This window comes from Vibrio sp. 10N.247.311.47, from assembly GCF_041467535.1.
Classification (GTDB): Bacteria; Pseudomonadota; Gammaproteobacteria; order Enterobacterales; family Vibrionaceae; genus Vibrio; species Vibrio crassostreae_C.
In genome coordinates, this window is the sequence record NZ_JBFSUR010000019.1 from 16612 (window position 1) to 32355 (window position 15744).

General features: G+C 44.8%; 16 protein-coding genes. 13 read left to right on the forward strand and 3 right to left on the reverse strand.

The window, feature by feature from the left end; genetic code table 11:
• Positions 1 to 196: 196 nt before the first annotated feature.
• The 3 genes from cmoB to AB6E51_RS13545 all read right to left on the reverse strand — a co-directional run bounded on the left by cmoB (position 197) and on the right by AB6E51_RS13545 (position 3128).
• Positions 197 to 1168, reverse strand: coding sequence for a tRNA 5-methoxyuridine(34)/uridine 5-oxyacetic acid(34) synthase CmoB (gene cmoB, locus AB6E51_RS13535; RefSeq protein WP_009846365.1), 972 nt, complete (start codon positions 1166 to 1168; stop codon positions 197 to 199).
• Between the two features lie 186 nt (positions 1169 to 1354).
• Positions 1355 to 2083, reverse strand: a complete 729-nt coding sequence (gene cmoA, locus AB6E51_RS13540; RefSeq protein WP_017062083.1) for a carboxy-S-adenosyl-L-methionine synthase CmoA — start codon at positions 2081 to 2083, stop codon at positions 1355 to 1357.
• A gap of 139 nt (positions 2084 to 2222) precedes the next feature.
• Entirely contained in the window at positions 2223 to 3128 is a 906-nt protein-coding gene (locus tag AB6E51_RS13545) for a DUF72 domain-containing protein (protein WP_029235140.1), read from the reverse strand.
• A 314-nt stretch (positions 3129 to 3442) separates the two neighbouring features.
• On the opposite strand from AB6E51_RS13545, the gene aspS reads away from it, so the two are divergent.
• From aspS to tolB, 13 genes are all read left to right on the forward strand, one after another.
• Positions 3443 to 5215 (forward strand): aspartate--tRNA ligase, encoded by a 1773-nt coding sequence (gene aspS / locus AB6E51_RS13550; RefSeq protein WP_017630636.1) that lies wholly within the window; start codon positions 3443 to 3445, stop codon positions 5213 to 5215.
• Positions 5216 to 5354: 139 nt separating this feature from the next.
• Positions 5355 to 5876, forward strand: coding sequence for a crossover junction endodeoxyribonuclease RuvC (gene ruvC / locus AB6E51_RS13555; RefSeq protein WP_008219936.1), 522 nt, complete (start codon positions 5355 to 5357; stop codon positions 5874 to 5876).
• A 153-nt stretch (positions 5877 to 6029) separates the two neighbouring features.
• Complete coding sequence (gene ruvA, locus AB6E51_RS13560; protein WP_017072254.1) at positions 6030 to 6641, forward strand: Holliday junction branch migration protein RuvA; 612 nt, start codon at positions 6030 to 6032, stop codon at positions 6639 to 6641.
• 103 nt (positions 6642 to 6744) lie between these two features.
• The gene (gene ruvB, locus AB6E51_RS13565) at positions 6745 to 7761 is read left to right on the forward strand and encodes a Holliday junction branch migration DNA helicase RuvB (RefSeq protein WP_372057984.1); all 1017 of its coding nucleotides are present in this window, start codon (positions 6745 to 6747) and stop codon (positions 7759 to 7761) included.
• A 552-nt stretch (positions 7762 to 8313) separates the two neighbouring features.
• A complete protein-coding gene (cydA, locus tag AB6E51_RS13570; RefSeq protein ID WP_061032863.1) occupies positions 8314 to 9900 on the forward strand; it encodes a cytochrome ubiquinol oxidase subunit I in 1587 nt (528 codons plus the stop codon).
• 14 nt (positions 9901 to 9914) lie between these two features.
• Positions 9915 to 11051, forward strand: coding sequence for a cytochrome d ubiquinol oxidase subunit II (gene cydB / locus AB6E51_RS13575; RefSeq protein ID WP_081229852.1), 1137 nt, complete (start codon positions 9915 to 9917; stop codon positions 11049 to 11051).
• Between the two features lie 31 nt (positions 11052 to 11082).
• Positions 11083 to 11190, forward strand: coding sequence for a cytochrome bd-I oxidase subunit CydX (cydX, locus tag AB6E51_RS13580; protein ID WP_000270284.1), 108 nt, complete (start codon positions 11083 to 11085; stop codon positions 11188 to 11190).
• Positions 11183 to 11485, forward strand: a complete 303-nt coding sequence (gene ybgE, locus AB6E51_RS13585; RefSeq protein WP_017062075.1) for a cyd operon protein YbgE — start codon at positions 11183 to 11185, stop codon at positions 11483 to 11485. Before cydX ends, ybgE begins: the two co-directional genes overlap by 8 nt.
• A 172-nt stretch (positions 11486 to 11657) precedes the next feature.
• Positions 11658 to 12095 (forward strand): tol-pal system-associated acyl-CoA thioesterase, encoded by a 438-nt coding sequence (gene ybgC, locus AB6E51_RS13590; protein ID WP_017062074.1) that lies wholly within the window; start codon positions 11658 to 11660, stop codon positions 12093 to 12095.
• Complete coding sequence (tolQ, locus tag AB6E51_RS13595; protein WP_017062073.1) at positions 12085 to 12768, forward strand: protein TolQ; 684 nt, start codon at positions 12085 to 12087, stop codon at positions 12766 to 12768. Before ybgC ends, tolQ begins: the two co-directional genes overlap by 11 nt.
• A 3-nt stretch (positions 12769 to 12771) precedes the next feature.
• Positions 12772 to 13215, forward strand: coding sequence for a protein TolR (gene tolR, locus AB6E51_RS13600; RefSeq protein WP_017062072.1), 444 nt, complete (start codon positions 12772 to 12774; stop codon positions 13213 to 13215).
• Between the two features lie 13 nt (positions 13216 to 13228).
• Complete coding sequence (tolA, locus tag AB6E51_RS13605; protein ID WP_017062071.1) at positions 13229 to 14296, forward strand: cell envelope integrity protein TolA; 1068 nt, start codon at positions 13229 to 13231, stop codon at positions 14294 to 14296.
• Positions 14297 to 14308: 12 nt separating this feature from the next.
• Complete coding sequence (tolB, locus tag AB6E51_RS13610) at positions 14309 to 15661, forward strand: Tol-Pal system beta propeller repeat protein TolB (RefSeq protein ID WP_017062070.1); 1353 nt, start codon at positions 14309 to 14311, stop codon at positions 15659 to 15661.
• The last annotated feature ends 83 nt before the right edge of the window (positions 15662 to 15744 follow it).

Below are 15744 nucleotides of genomic sequence, written 5' to 3' on the forward strand. Positions count from 1 at the left end.
GGTCATATTGAATCGCAATGTGAGCGCTACGCCAATTATTGTAATTTTAAATAGCTCACTTATTAAGCATAAGTCAATTTTTGTTCAATTTGCGCGCATTTTTGTGAAAGCTCACAGCGAAGCAAAAGGTGGCGCTGTAGCCACCAAAAAGCCATTACTCTGTTATCGGCTAAATAATGGCTTTCGGGCATCACATTTATGGCTTGGTCGCCACAAGAATGGCACGTCTTGGTGCTGGGTGACCTTCAACCGTTTTACTTGGATCATTCGGGTCTAAGTAATCTGGTAGAGAGTTGTGTGTCATCCATTCTGTCGTGCGTTGCTCGCCGATTGTCGTGACATTCTCATCCACGATGCGCACGTCTTCAAAGCCGACCTGTTCAAGCCAGCGTTTCAGAGCTCGAGCAGAGGGGAAGAAGTACACGTTTCTCATCTGCGCGTAACGGTCAACAGGAACCAGAACTGCATTTTCATCGCCTTCAATCACTAAGGTTTCAAGCACTAATTCACCGCCAGACACCAATTGGTCTTTCAGTTGAATCAAGTGATCAAGCGGAGAGCGACGGTGGTATAGCACGCCCATGCTGAATACAGTGTCGTACGCTTCCAGTTTTGGTAGTTGTTCAATACCTAGAGGTAAAAGGTGCGCACGTTGGTCATCGCCCATCAACTTACGGATCGCTTCAAACTGAACCAAGAAAAGGTGAGAAGGGTCGATACCTACTGTAAGACGAGCGCCTTCGCCAAGCATGCGCCACATGTGGTAACCATTGCCACAACCTACATCGAGCACAGAACGGTTTTTAAGTGGTGAGATATGTGGAAGCACACGATCCCATTTCCAGTCACTGCGCCATTCTGTATCGATATGAATGTCGTGAACCGTGTAAGGACCTTTTCTCCAAGGGTGGAAAGTCTTTAGCAAGCTTTCTAACTTTTTAAGTTCACCCGTGTGGAACGGTGTAGAGCTGCCAATGGTCACTGAGTTTTTCAGATCAACTTGGTCAGGCACACCTTGTGGAATCTTGTTCAATGCACGTAACCAGCGGTCGAAGTCACCGTGCTCTGCATTTTGCCAATCCGTCAGCTGTTGAGGAAGAACATTTAGCCACGGCTGAAGGCGAGTATCTTGGGCAATAAGTTGATAAAAATTGGCAAAATTAAACATAGGTTTTCACTGAGTTGGTGGTGTAGAAATTAAATTTGTCACTCCATTAAGAGTGTGGACAAACATGCTAGGGAATCTCGTTTATCGTGTTTGATAAGAGATCCCCAATTCGTTTGTTCCTCGCTCTTGAGGATGACATTTTAGTACGTGCTAACGGTGTCGCGACGGTTACGTAATCTAAAATGTTTACTTTATCGCGAACATTGAACCAAAGTTGAAACATTGGAACCAGACTTCGCTGCTTGAGAAGCCAATCTTATCAAATCGCTCTCTGTGAACAGGGATCGAATCCGGGCGCATCACGTTTTCAATTGCGCTACGTTTCTGACTTACTTCTAGCTCGCTGTACCCGTTAGCACGTTTGAAATCATGGTGCAGGTCGATAAGCAGTTCATTTGAGCTTTCATCTTCGAATACGTATTTTTCTGACAGGATTAAGATCCCGCCTGGGCGCAAGCCAGCATGAATTTTCTCAAGCAGAGCGTATCGATCGTCTGGAGAAAGAAATTGCAGCGTAAAGTTAAGCACCACAACAGAAGCGTCTTTGATTTCCACTTCACGGATGTCGGCTTCAATCACTTCTACCGGTGTGTCACTGCGGTAAGCATTAACGTGCAATTTGCAGCGCTCAACCATGGCTTCTGAATTATCGATCGCGAAAATCGTGCAGCCTTCTTGCTGAATGTGACGACGCATAGAAAGTGTCGCAGCACCAAGCGAGCAGCCAAGGTCGTAAATATTTGAGTGTGGCTTTACAAAGCGCTCAGCCAGCATGCCGATTGCAGAGATGATATTGCTATAGCCAGGCACCGAACGTTGAATCATATCCGGAAATACTTCAGCAACCCTTGCATCAAAGGTGAAGTCTCCAATTTTATCAATAGGAGCGGAAAAGATATTGTCTGTGTTGCTCATAGCATTTTCTCTCGACAGTCAGCGTAATTGGCACAAAATTCGTACCAAATAAAAGGGGGCGTATTTTACGTAAAAAAAACGCCACTGTCACGAAAACTGAGATTTAGCTCAAGGTTCGAAGCTACTTACAAGTGAGAGGTTAAAACATCGAGATTTGGTGATTGCCTTTTTGAGCTGGAAACTGAGCCAGTTCGGGCAGTAATAATGATGTATTTTCAGAGACTTGCTTTTGTAGCCTCTTATAAATAGCAATCGCAAGTTCAGGTGCGTGGTTATTGTCTGGGGTGTGGATCATTAAATAGGGCTGCTTGCCTTCATTAAGCCAGTTTGGGATTTTGGCAAACCAAGGCTTAAAAAACTCAATATTAGGTTCTTGGTCTGGGTGACCAATAAATCGAATCATCGGGTTATTGGCGGTAGCAATTGCATGAACAGGAACACGCGGTTTTTTCTGATGCGCATCGATCACCGCTTCTGTGGTGGGTGGCGCAGAGAAAACGGGGCGGCTGTCCATAATGATGCGATTGATGCCTTCCTCAACCAGCCATTGGTTGAAGCGTTTTTCCGCATCGCCCTTATCAAAGAAACCTAAGTGTCGAACTTCGACGCCAAGCTGCATATCTTTTGGGAATAAGGTGCAAAACTTTTGTAGGGCAGGCAGCATGCTGGGCTCAAAACTGTGCGGCAGCTGAATCGTCCATTGACCAATACGGTCATGCAGTGGCGACATCGTCATCAAGAACTCTTTGAGTTCGGCTTGGCAGTGTCTCAGTTGTTGCTGGTGGGTGATGAATTTGGGCAATTTGAAGGTGAACTTGAAATCATCGTGACTGGCGGCTTTCCAATTGTGAACGGTAGACATACTTGGCGTAGCGTAAAAGGTGGTGTTGCCCTCAACGGTATGGAAAACTTGGGTGTATTTTTCCAAGCGTTCGGCAGGCTTGGTGCCTTTACCGTAGAACTGACTTTGCCACTCAGAATGAGACCACATAGTTAATCCAAGTCTTAGAGGTAAAGTTTCTGTTGTTATTACACGATTATCCATCTATTACACCGTTATCCATCACGCCATCAGTCATTACAAAAAGTTTTTGGGTTGAAACGAAAATCTACTTTACGAGAGTTTTGCTGATTAAGGTACTTTCGAGATATAATTATCGCAATTTTTTCGGTTTTGATGAATCTTTGCGCACTTGATGGGCTAAAAAGCAGCAAAGCCAGATAAAACACAATAAATTCGAATGTGGAAGGTCGATTTTAAGCGAGTTTCCGCGTATAAATGTTCCTTTGCTCTGTTGTGTGGAATGACCACTGACAGCTTGGAAATTAGTAAATAATTAAGAGATTGGGAAATTCATTATGCGTACCCATTACTGTGGTAACCTGAACAAGTCCCTGGCGGGACAAACTGTAGAATTGTGCGGCTGGGTAAACCGTCGCCGTGATTTAGGCGGTCTTATCTTTATTGATATGCGTGATCGTGAAGGCATCGTTCAGGTTGTTGTCGATCCAGATATGAAAGATATCTTCCCGATCGCTAACCAACTGCGTAATGAATTCTGTATCAAGTTTACTGGTGAAGTACGAGTTCGTCCGGACAGCCAAGTAAATAAAGACATGGCAACTGGTGAAGTAGAACTTTACGCGACGGGTCTAGAGATCATTAACCGTTCAGAAGCGCTTCCACTAGACTTCAACCAAACGAACTCTGAAGAGCAGCGTCTTAAGTACCGTTACATCGATCTTCGTCGTCCAGAAATGAGCGACCGTATTAAGCTTCGTGCACGTGCTTCTAGCTTCGTTCGTCGTTTCCTAGATGAGAACTTATTCCTAGACATCGAAACGCCAGTACTAACGAAAGCGACACCAGAAGGTGCTCGTGACTACCTAGTACCAAGCCGTGTTCACAAAGGTAGCTTCTACGCACTTCCTCAATCTCCTCAGCTTTTCAAGCAACTGCTGATGATGTCTGGTTTTGACCGTTACTACCAAATCGTTAAATGTTTCCGTGATGAAGATTTACGTGCTGACCGTCAGCCTGAATTTACTCAGATCGATATCGAAACATCGTTCATGTCTTCTCAAGAAGTACGTAACATCACTGAAAAGCTAGTTCACGATATGTGGAAAGAACTTCTAGATGTTGAACTAGGTCAATTCCCAGTAATGCCTTTCTCTGAAGCGATTCGTCGTTTCGGTTCTGATAAGCCAGATCTACGTAACCCACTAGAGCTAGTGGACGTTGCTGACTTAGTTAAAGACGTTGAGTTCAAAGTATTCTCTGGCCCAGCTAACGACGAAAAAGGTCGTGTAGCGGTTATCCGTGTACCAGGTGGTGCTAAGCTAACTCGTAAGCAAATCGATGGTTACGCAGAACACGTAAACATCTACGGCGCGAAAGGCCTAGCATGGATGAAGGTTAACGACCGTGCAGCAGGCATGGAAGGTATTCAATCTCCAGTTGCTAAATTCCTAAGCGAAGACGTAATCAACGGTATTCTAGATCGTACTCAAGCTGAATCTGGCGATATCATTCTGTTCGGCGCAGACAAAGCGGGCATCGTTGCTGAAGCAATGGGCGCACTTCGTCTTAAACTAGGTACGGATCTAGAGCTAACAGACACATCTGCATGGGCTCCACTGTGGGTTGTTGACTTCCCAATGTTCGAAGAAGACGGCGAAGGTAACCTACACGCAATGCACCACCCATTCACATCGCCACTAGGTGTGAACGCGGAAGAGCTAAAAGCGAACCCAGCAGCAGCAAACTCTGATGCATACGACATGGTAATCAACGGCTACGAAGTAGGCGGCGGTTCTGTACGTATTCACAACGCAGAAATGCAAACGGCTGTATTCGGTATCCTAGGTATCGAAGCACAAGAGCAACAAGAGAAGTTCGGCTTCCTACTAGATGCTCTTCAATACGGCACTCCACCGCACGCTGGTCTAGCATTCGGTCTTGACCGTCTAGCGATGCTACTTTGTGGTACAGAGAACATCCGTGACGTTATCGCATTCCCGAAAACAACAGCTGCAGCATGTCTACTAACAGACGCGCCAAGCCTAGCGAACCCAGCATCACTGGAAGAGCTAGCAATTGCAGTTAAACTAGCGAAGAAAGAAGACTAATCAAACGATTAGCCTAACTTTCTAAAGAACTTAGTTTCGCAGTAGAACAATAAAATGCCCGTTAATTTGACGGGCATTTTTTTTTGCGTTCGATATACTAAGCTCATAAAGCATGTATAAATAATCAGTATTTGAAGTTATGTCTATTATATTAGGGATTGACCCTGGCTCACGCATTACCGGTTACGGTGTTATTCGTCAAAATGGCCGCCACCTATATTACTTAGGGAGTGGTTGCATTCGCACCTCAGAAAAAGAGTTACCGGGTCGCCTCAAGCAGATCTATGCAGGTGTGAGCGAAATCATTACTCAGTTCCAACCGGATGTGTTTGCGATAGAGCAGGTCTTCATGGCGAAGAATGCGGATTCTGCACTTAAGCTGGGACAAGCGCGTGGCAGTGCGATAGTGGCAGCGGTAAATGCTGATCTCCCCGTTCATGAATATGCGGCTCGTCTAATCAAACAAGCGGTGACAGGCAATGGTGGTGCAGATAAGTCGATGGTTCAGAACATGGTGATGAGCATGCTTAAGTTACCCGCTAAACCACAGGCCGATGCTGCCGATGCTCTAGGCGTAGCGATCACTCACGCCAACACCAATAAAACCTTGATAGCTCTTGCTGGTAAAGCGACAGGCGCGAGAAAAGGGCGCTACCGATAACCATAGGCTATGGCGTTTCTGAAGACAGAATCATTCGGTTTCTTAAGCTAAGCAAGCTTAAATAAATCATCTTAATAAACACAAAGAACTGGATAAGCATCCAGTTCTTTTATATTCTGTCCCTCAAATTATATTCCATCAAGAGAGTGAATTGTGATCGGACGTCTACGCGGTACATTAATAGAAAAACAGCCACCAGAATTACTAATCGAAGTGAGTGGCGTTGGCTATGAAGTTCAAATGCCAATGAGCTGTTTTTACGAATTACCAAACGTGGGCGAAGAGGCAATCATCTACACGCACTTTGTTGTACGTGAAGATGCGCAGCTACTTTATGGTTTTAACACGGTTAAAGAGCGTGCGCTGTTCCGTGAAGTGATCAAAGCGAACGGTGTGGGCCCTAAGCTAGGCCTTGGCATTCTTTCAGGCATGACGGCTAGCCAGTTTGTTCAAAGTGTTGAACGTGAAGACATCTCGACGCTGGTTAAACTTCCGGGTGTGGGTAAGAAAACCGCTGAACGTCTGGTTGTTGAAATGAAAGACCGCCTGAAAGGGTGGGGCGCGGGTGACTTGTTTACTCCAGCGACAGATGCAGCTCCGATTGATTCTATACCAACCGTTCACGACGCGGAAGAAGAAGCGGTAAGTGCGCTACTTGCATTAGGCTACAAGCCGACTCAAGCTTCCAAGGTGGTTTCTCAAGTGGCTAAAGATGGCATGACCAGCGAACAGTTGATTCGCGAAGCTCTGAAATCGATGGTTTAATACCCAATATACTTGTTCGACAAAATAGACTCATTCACTTTGCCTTTACACAGAGTCAAGAAGCGCAGAGTCAACAAGAGCATAGTTAGGAATAGCAGAATTTATGATTGAAGCCGATCGCCTTATTGCACCGGATAACCCAGTATTCAAAGATGAAGATGTCATTGATCGTGCAATACGCCCTAAAGCACTGGCTGACTATCAAGGTCAGGATCACGTTCGTGGCCAGATGGAGATTTTCATCAAAGCGGCACAACTGCGTAACGAGGCGCTCGACCATCTGTTGATATTTGGCCCTCCAGGCTTGGGTAAAACCACGTTGGCGAACATTGTTGCCAATGAGATGGATGTCAACATTCGTACGACTTCAGGCCCTGTTCTAGAAAAAGCAGGCGACCTAGCGGCGTTACTGACCAATCTCGAAGAAAATGATGTCCTGTTCATTGATGAGATTCACCGTTTAAGCCCTGTGGTTGAAGAGGTGTTGTACCCTGCAATGGAAGACTACCAATTAGATATCATGATTGGTGAAGGCCCAGCGGCACGCTCTATCAAGATTGACCTTCCTCCTTTTACTTTGATTGGCGCAACCACTCGTGCTGGCTCACTGACATCGCCGTTACGTGACCGTTTTGGTATTACTCAGCGTCTTGAGTACTACAAGGTTGAAGATCTACAAAACATCGTTCAGCGCAGTGCAGATTGCCTTGGTCTTTCTATGGAGTCCGAAGGGGCGCTAGAAGTTGCTCGCCGAGCTCGTGGTACGCCACGTATTGCTAACCGTCTACTGCGCCGTGTTCGTGATTATGCGGAAGTAAAAGGCGACGGGCATATTTGTTCGGAGGTTGCTGACAAAGCGCTAAACATGTTGGATGTCGATGCTAAAGGTTTCGACTACATGGATAGAAAGCTTCTGCTGGCGATTATGGAGAAGTTTGGTGGTGGTCCGGTAGGTATCGACAACATGGCTGCCGCGATTGGTGAAGAGAGAGACACTATTGAAGATGTGTTAGAACCTTACTTGATTCAACAAGGTTACTTACAAAGGACGCCAAGAGGTCGAATCACCACTGACAGAGCGTATTTACACTTTGGAATAGATAAACCCTCCAATCGCTAATTTATTCATTTTTAAAGATCCCAGTTGCATAAGCACTGGGGTTTTTTGCATTTTACTGAATAACAACTCTTTGCGCGAGTCGCTATAAAACTCAAATAGGGCTGTTCAAAAATGAAAACTTTGATTTCAGGTTTGATTTGGCTAACAAAAATTGAAATAAGTTGTCATATTTCTTGTTAATACTTTATGGGTGGTTGTGACTTGAATGTTGATGGTGTGCTGAGGTTTTGTCACAGCTATCATGCAGTGTTATTAAGACAAGCCGAATTGGTGTGATTTTAATCATAATTGTACAAAATTAACCCTATTTTGCACGAATAAATTTGATACAAATCAACGCAGGGTTCTCCCATAAACCTTTTGAAACATACTGATTTTACCAGTAATATTAGCGCCAGCTATATTAGCTCATGCTTAACAATAATCTAACTATAACGGTACGTTTTTGCTACAAATTTCAAGTTGTAATAACAATTCTACAAATTGTTTTAACATGGATTTTTGAGGTGAATAATCACACAAGTGTCATTCAGCCGACACAAAGGAGTTACCATGATTGATGTTGTTGATCTGTCGCGATTGCAGTTTGCATTTACAGCGATGTATCACTTCCTATTTGTTCCACTGACTTTAGGTATGGCATTTCTACTTGCCATCATGGAGTCTGTTTATGTAATGACTGGCAAGCAAATTTACAAGGACATGACCAAGTTCTGGGGTAAATTGTTTGGTATTAACTTTGCTCTTGGTGTAGCGACAGGCTTAACCATGGAGTTCCAGTTTGGTACTAACTGGTCTTACTATTCTCACTATGTTGGCGACATCTTTGGTGCTCCGCTAGCTATCGAAGCGCTTGTTGCATTCTTCCTAGAGTCTACTTTTGTTGGCCTTTTCTTCTTCGGTTGGGACAGACTGTCAAAGCGTCAACACTTAGCGGTAACTTGGTTAGTAGCACTAGGCTCTAACTTCTCTGCGCTTTGGATCTTGGTAGCAAACGGCTGGATGCAAAACCCAGTGGGTGCGGAATTTAACTTTGAAACCATGCGTATGGAAATGGTGAGCTTCGCTGAAGTTGTACTAAACCCAGTAGCGCAAGTTAAATTCGTACACACAGTAGCGTCTGGTTACACAACGGGTGCGATGTTCATCCTTGGTATCAGCTCATACTACATTCTTAAAGGTCGTGACCTTGCCTTTGCTCGTCGTTCTTTCGCGATTGCAGCATCTTTCGGTATGGCGGCGATCTTGTCAGTAATCGTACTAGGTGATGAATCTGGTTACGAGCTTGGTGAAGTTCAGAAAGTGAAGCTCGCTGCGGTAGAAGCAGAGTGGCACACGGAAGAAGCACCAGCAGCATTTACTGTTTTTGGTATTCCTAACCAAGAAACAATGGATACTGACTACGCAATTAAGATCCCTTACGTAATGGGTATCATTGCGACGCGTTCTCTTGATAAAGAAGTAACGGGCTTGCGTGACCTACGTGATGATCACGTTGATCGTATCCGTACTGGTATGTACGCTTACGAACTTCTAGAAAAACTACGTGCAGGCGATAAGTCTGAAGAAAACATGGCAGCGTTCGACGAAGTGAAAGGTGACCTAGGTTACGGTCTACTTCTTAAGCGCTACACAGACAACGTTGTTGACGCAACAGAAGATCAAATCCAAATGGCTGCGGATGATTCTATCCCAACAGTTTGGCCTCTATTCTGGTCATTCCGTCTGATGGTTGCTTGTGGCTTCATCATGCTGTTTGTATTCGGTGCGGCGTTTGTTCAAACGTGTCGTCAGAAGATCGAACAGAAACCATGGGTACTTAAAGCAGCACTATTCTCAATCCCACTACCTTGGATTGCGATTGAAGCAGGTTGGTTCGTTGCTGAGTTTGGTCGTCAACCATGGGCGGTTGGTGAAATCCTACCGGTTAACGTTGCTGCATCAGCACTAACTATTGAACAGCTATGGACTTCTCTATTCGCTATCCTGGCACTGTACACAGTGTTCCTGATTGCAGAAGTTTACCTAATGCTGAAATTCGCACGTAAAGGTCCAAGTAGCTTGAAGACAGGCCGTTACCACTTCGAACAAAACGATAACTCTGTTGAAGACAAAGTTAGCCGTTCAGTTGAAGTATAAGTGAGGGAATATTAATGTTTGATTACGAAAGCTTACGACTCATCTGGTGGATCCTAATTGGTGTATTACTGGTAGGTTTCGCAGTAACAGATGGCTTTGATATGGGTGTTGCAGCACTTTCACCGGTTATCGGTAAGAGTGACACTGAACGTCGTATCATGCTGAATACGATCGCCCCTCACTGGGATGGTAACCAAGTTTGGTTGATCACGGCTGGTGGTGCACTGTTCGCAGCTTGGCCACTGGTTTACGCAACGTCGTTTTCTGGCTTCTACTTCGCAATGTACGCGACGTTAGCAGCGCTTTGGTTACGACCACTTGCACTTGATTACCGTTCTAAAATCGAAGACCCAAAATGGCGCAAAACGTGGGACTACGCACTTTGCTTTAGTGGCACAGTTCCGCCAATCATCTTCGGTGTAGCATTTGGTAACCTACTACAAGGTGTTCCATTTGACCTTAACGATCTAATGATGTCTAAGTACCACGGCACATTCTTCGCTCTGCTAAATCCGTTTGCATTGCTATGTGGTGTGTTGGCTCTGATGTTGTTCGTGACGCAAGGCGCAACATGGCTACAAATGAAGACAACAGAAGCGCTGCACGCTCGTGCTCGTAACGTTGCTCAGATCACAGGCCTAATCTCAATTGTTCTGTTTGTTATTGGTGGGTTCTGGGTTCAATCTATCGAAGGCTATGTCATTACAAGCACGATTGACACGTTCGCAGACTCTAACCCGCTAAACAAAGAAGTATCACTTCAAGTTGGCGCGTGGATGACAAACTTCGAGACGTACCCAGCAATGTGGGCAGCACCGATTCTTGGTGTGGTTATGCCACTATTCGCTGTGATTGCATCTCGTCTTGAGCGCGGTGGTTTCGCTTTCTTATTCTCGAGCCTATCTAACGCAGGTGTGATTTTAACGGCTGGTTTTGCAATGTTCCCATTCGTAATGCCATCAAGCCTGAACCCTGACCATAGTTTGACTATGTGGGATTCAACAGCGAGTGAGCTAACACTTGGTCTAATGACTGCAGTTGCGGCGGTAATGGTTCCTGTGATTCTTGGCTACACAACTTGGACATACTACAAAATGTTCGGTCGTCTAGATAAGAAACACATCGAAGATAACGACGTTTCAGCTTACTAAGCTAGAAGTGAAATAACTTAGGAGAAATTTTATGTGGTATTTCGCATGGATTTTGGGTGTACTTCTAGCATGTGCATTCGGCATCATCAATGCTCTATGGCTTGAGCATTCTGAAATGATGGACAAAGACAGTGAGTAATCTCGCAGAGCAAATCGCTAAGCTGCATCAACCAATGGATAAGACTCTGCTTAGAGCCTTAGCCCTAGTATTGGGTTTCATGCATGTGGGTTTAGTGATGTGGGATCCTGAAGCGTATGCGACAAGCATCGGTGGCTTTAACGCGATCATCGGACCAATGTTTATTTGGGCAGTATGCTCAAGCATGGTTTACGGTATCGGATTTAAGCCAAGAGCTTGGATGTGGCAGCTACTGTTTAGCCCATATGTTTCACTCACAATTTTGCTCTACCTAACGGTGCTGCGCCTTCTATAAAAGGCAAAGGATTTAGGTTCATAACAACGTGAGCCTTTATACTTGTTGGGTTTTTAGCCAAAAAGAGGTCATCTTATACAGATGGCCTTTTTTTTCGTCTCTCAAATCAAAAAATTCACAGCGATATACTATTAATGATAAGGAGTTAGGTTATAGTGAGATCTTTATCGTTTTGGATTGTGGTAGCAAATTGCAGGGATTATCTAAGCTATTTACGTGGCCAGTGACTGTGTATTACGAAGACACCGATGCGGGTGGCGTTGTATACCATTCAAACTATCTTAAGTTTTTCGAACGCGCTCGAACTGAGATGTTGCGCTCAATTGGCGTTTCTCAGCAAGTATTGTTAGAACAAAACATCGGTTTTGTAGTCCGACATATGGACATTGATTTTATTCAAGGCGCGCGTCTTGATGATTCTTTACAAGTCATTACAAATATTTACGAGTTGAAGCGAGCTACCTTGGTCTTCTGTCAAGAGATCGTAAATCCTGATGGCAAGGCATTGTGTAAAGCAATGGTTAAGGTAGCATGTATCGATAATCAAAAAATGAAACCCAAAGCAATGCCAACATTTATTCTCACGGAGCTAACGAATAGTGACTGCTGAAATCTCAATCTTAGGCCTAATTTTAGAAGCTAGTTTACTAGTTAAGATGGTCATGCTGACTCTTATGGGCATGTCTGTTGTTTCTTGGGCGATGATCATAAAAAGAAGTAAAGTGTTATCTCAAGCTTCTAAACAAACAGAAGTGTTTGAAGACAAATTTTGGTCAGGCGTTGATCTTGCAAAACTGTACCAAGAGAGCAACAAACGCAAAGACGAGCTTTCTGGTACTGAAGAAATTTTCTACGCAGGCTTTACTGAGTTCGCTCGCCTTCGTAAATCGAATGCAACATCACCTGACTTCATTATGGAAGGCACTGGCCGTGCGATGCGCGTTGCCGTTGCTCGTGAGGTTGATGAACTAGAAACTAACTTACCTTTCTTGGCGACCGTTGGCTCTATCAGCCCATACATCGGCCTATTTGGTACGGTTTGGGGCATCATGCACTCATTCATCGCATTAGGTGAAGTGAAGCAAGCGACGCTCGCAATGGTTGCTCCTGGTATTGCAGAAGCACTGATCGCAACAGCAATGGGTCTATTCGCTGCGATTCCAGCGGTAATGGCGTACAACCGCTTCAGCAGCCGAGTAGGCAAGCTAGAACACAACTACGCGACTTTCTCTGAAGAGTTTCACAGTATTCTTCACCGTCAAGCGATGGCTGGCAGGGAATAATAGATGGCTGGATACCAACCTAAAAAACGCAAAATGACAGCAGAGATTAACGTTGTACCTTACATCGACGTTATGCTTGTTTTGCTGATCATTTTTATGGTGACTTCGCCGTTTGTTACTCAAGGCGTTGACGTTGAATTGCCTCAGGCTTCAACGGCTAAATCGGCACAAGACCTACTGGGTGACGACAATGCAAGTTTCATCATCGTTGAAGTGAACAAAGACGGTGAACTTGGCTTGAGCGTTAATGACGAAGAAGTACAGCGTGGCTTATCAATGGAAGATATTATCGTCCGTGTGAAAGCCGAGTTGTCTCTGAAGCCAAACTCTCCAGTGGCGGTTGGTGGTGATGCCGCAACGCCATACGCTGAAGTGGTTTTATTACTTGATGAATTAAGCCGTGCAGGTGTGCCAAAGGTTGGCCTTTTAACGGATATAAGGGAATAGCTCCGTAGCATTCATGAAAGCGAATAATAAAAAATCCAATAATTTCAGATCACCGCTTCTTATTTCTCTTGGGCTGCACGTCATTTTATTCGTTGCGCTCATTTGGGGGGCGGATTTCACGATGTCAGAGCCAAAGCCTACAGGGCAGATGGTTCAAGCAGTGGTGATTGATCCTCAGTTGGTTCGCCAGCAAGCTCAACAGATTCGTCAACAAAGAGAAGCGGCAAGCAAGAAAGAGCAAGAGCGTCTTGACAAACTAAGACGTGAAAGCGAACGACTTGAAAAGAATCGTAAAGCTGAAGAAGAAAATATTCGCAAGCTAAAAGAACAGCAAGCGAAAGAAGCTAAAGCAACTCGTGAAGCTGAAAAGCGTCGAGTTGAGAAAGAGAAACAACGCAAAGCTGAAGAAGCGCGTTTACAGCAAGAGCAAAAGAAAGCCGCTAAAGCCGAAGCTGACCGTAAGCTAAAAGAAGCTGCGTTAGTGAAAGCCGAGAACGAGCGTAAAGCCAAAGAAGCGGCAATCGCAAAAGCTGAACAAGAACGCGTGGCAAAAGAAAAAGCAGCGAAAGAGGCAGCAGACAAAGCTCGTAAAGAGAAAGAAGCCGCTGAACTCGCGGAAAAGCAACGCATAGCGAAAGAGAAAGAAGCGGCAGCCGCAGCAGAGAAAGCCCGTAAGGCAAAAGAAGCTGCAGCAAAAGCAGAAAAAGAGCGTAAACAACAAGAAGCCGCATTGAACGATATCTTTGCTGGGCTTGAAACGGAAGCGACTCAAAACTCTTCAGCAAGACAACAATTTATCACTGATGAAGCGCAACGTTACGGGGCTATCTATACCCAACTGATTCAACAGAACCTGTTGTTAGAAGACAGCTATCGAGGACGCTCATGTCGAGTGAACCTTAAGCTGATTCCAACGGGCTCTAACGCGATATTGGGTAGTTTGAGTATCTTAGATGGCGATAGCCGTTTATGTGCAGCAACCAAGCGTGCGGTGGCACAAGTACAATCTTACCCGTTGCCTAAAGACCCAGACATTGTGAACTCACTGAAAGACATTAACTTAACTGTATCACCAGAGTAAAAGGACGAACTTGTGTTAAAGAAACTATTACTGAGTTTTGTTTTCTTAATAGCTACAAGCAGCCAGTTTGCACATGCAGCGCTGGAGCTGGTTATTACAGACGGTATTAACTCTGCAAGACCTATAGCTATTGTACCTTTCCGTTGGGAAGGCTCAGAGCCATTGCCACACGATGTATCAGCGGTTATCGCTTCTGACTTACAGCGCAGTGGTAAATTCAGCCCAGTTGCGACAAGCAAAATGCCTCAAACGCCTTACAGCGAAACTGAGGTTAACTTTGATGCTTGGACTAACCTAGGTGTTGACTCATTGCTTACCGGTAGTATCACTAAAAATGCCGAAGGGCAGTATGTGGTGAATTACCAATTGATCGACATTGTTCGTGGTCAACTGACCAAAGGACAAAGTCGTGCGCTGAGTGATGAAGGCCAATTAGTGCTTTCTAAAGATCACGTTCTATTCAATAAGAAGGCTACGGTTCCTGGTAATCGCTTGAGAGAGTACGCACACCGTATCTCAGACCTAGTGTATGAAGAGCTAACTGGTGAGAAAGGCGCGTTCTTAACTCGTATCTCTTACGTGGTAGTGAACGATAAAGACAAGTACCCGTATCAACTTCGTGTTGCTGACTACGATGGCTTTAACGAGCGTTTAGTACTTCGTTCTAAGCAGCCTCTCATGTCTCCAGCATGGTCACCAGACGGCAAAAAGCTAGCTTATGTGAGCTTCCAGAATGGCCAAGCTGAAATATTCATCATGAATATTTACACGGGTGAACGTGAGAAAGTGACGTCATACCCTCGTCACAATGGTGCGCCAAGATTCTCGCCAGATGGTAAAACATTGGCATTGGTATTGTCGAAAACGGGCAGCCTTCAGGTGTACACACTTGACCTTGCTAGCCGTAAGCTGACTCAAATTACCCGCGGCCGTTCGAATAATACTGAACCATTCTGGCACCCAGATGGCAAGTCTCTTATTTTCACATCGGATCGTGGTGGTAAACCACAGATTTATAATGTAAATTTGTCCAATAATTCGACTTCTCGTATTACTTGGCAAGGTAGCCAAAACTTAGGTGGCCAGATCACTCCTGATGGTCGATTCATGATCATGGTGAATCGCAGCAACTCAGGTTTTAACTTGGCTAAGCAAGATTTGGAAACCGGTGCGGTTCAGGTACTAACAAAAACATTGTTAGATGAGTCTCCAAGTATTGCACCGAATGGAGGTATGGTTATCTATAGCTCTATTTACAACAAAACAAATGTACTATCGATGGTTTCTATCGATGGACGTTTTAAAGCTAGATTACCGGCAACTAACGGACGCGTAAGAGCGCCTGCATGGTCACCGTTCCTCTAGGGCAAATTACATATTCTTTTAGCTATTGATAGTGTTAACTATTGTGGCATTTAACTATCTATAGCACTCTTAGTCGCTGTAGA

Coding starts and splice junctions, on each gene's coding strand:
- aspS (WP_017630636.1), top strand. CDS start 3,443: ATGCGTACCCATTACTGTGGTAACCTGAACAAGTCCCTGGCGGGACAA.
- cydA (WP_061032863.1), top strand. CDS start 8,314: ATGATTGATGTTGTTGATCTGTCGCGATTGCAGTTTGCATTTACAGCG.
- cydX (WP_000270284.1), top strand. CDS start 11,083: ATGTGGTATTTCGCATGGATTTTGGGTGTACTTCTAGCATGTGCATTC.
- tolR (WP_017062072.1), top strand. CDS start 12,772: ATGGCTGGATACCAACCTAAAAAACGCAAAATGACAGCAGAGATTAAC.
- cmoB (WP_009846365.1), bottom strand. CDS start 1,168: ATGTTTAATTTTGCCAATTTTTATCAACTTATTGCCCAAGATACTCGC.
- ruvC (WP_008219936.1), top strand. CDS start 5,355: ATGTCTATTATATTAGGGATTGACCCTGGCTCACGCATTACCGGTTAC.
- tolA (WP_017062071.1), top strand. CDS start 13,229: ATGAAAGCGAATAATAAAAAATCCAATAATTTCAGATCACCGCTTCTT.
- ruvB (WP_372057984.1), top strand. CDS start 6,745: ATGATTGAAGCCGATCGCCTTATTGCACCGGATAACCCAGTATTCAAA.
- cmoA (WP_017062083.1), bottom strand. CDS start 2,083: ATGAGCAACACAGACAATATCTTTTCCGCTCCTATTGATAAAATTGGA.
- cydB (WP_081229852.1), top strand. CDS start 9,915: ATGTTTGATTACGAAAGCTTACGACTCATCTGGTGGATCCTAATTGGT.
- AB6E51_RS13545 (WP_029235140.1), bottom strand. CDS start 3,128: ATGGATAATCGTGTAATAACAACAGAAACTTTACCTCTAAGACTTGGA.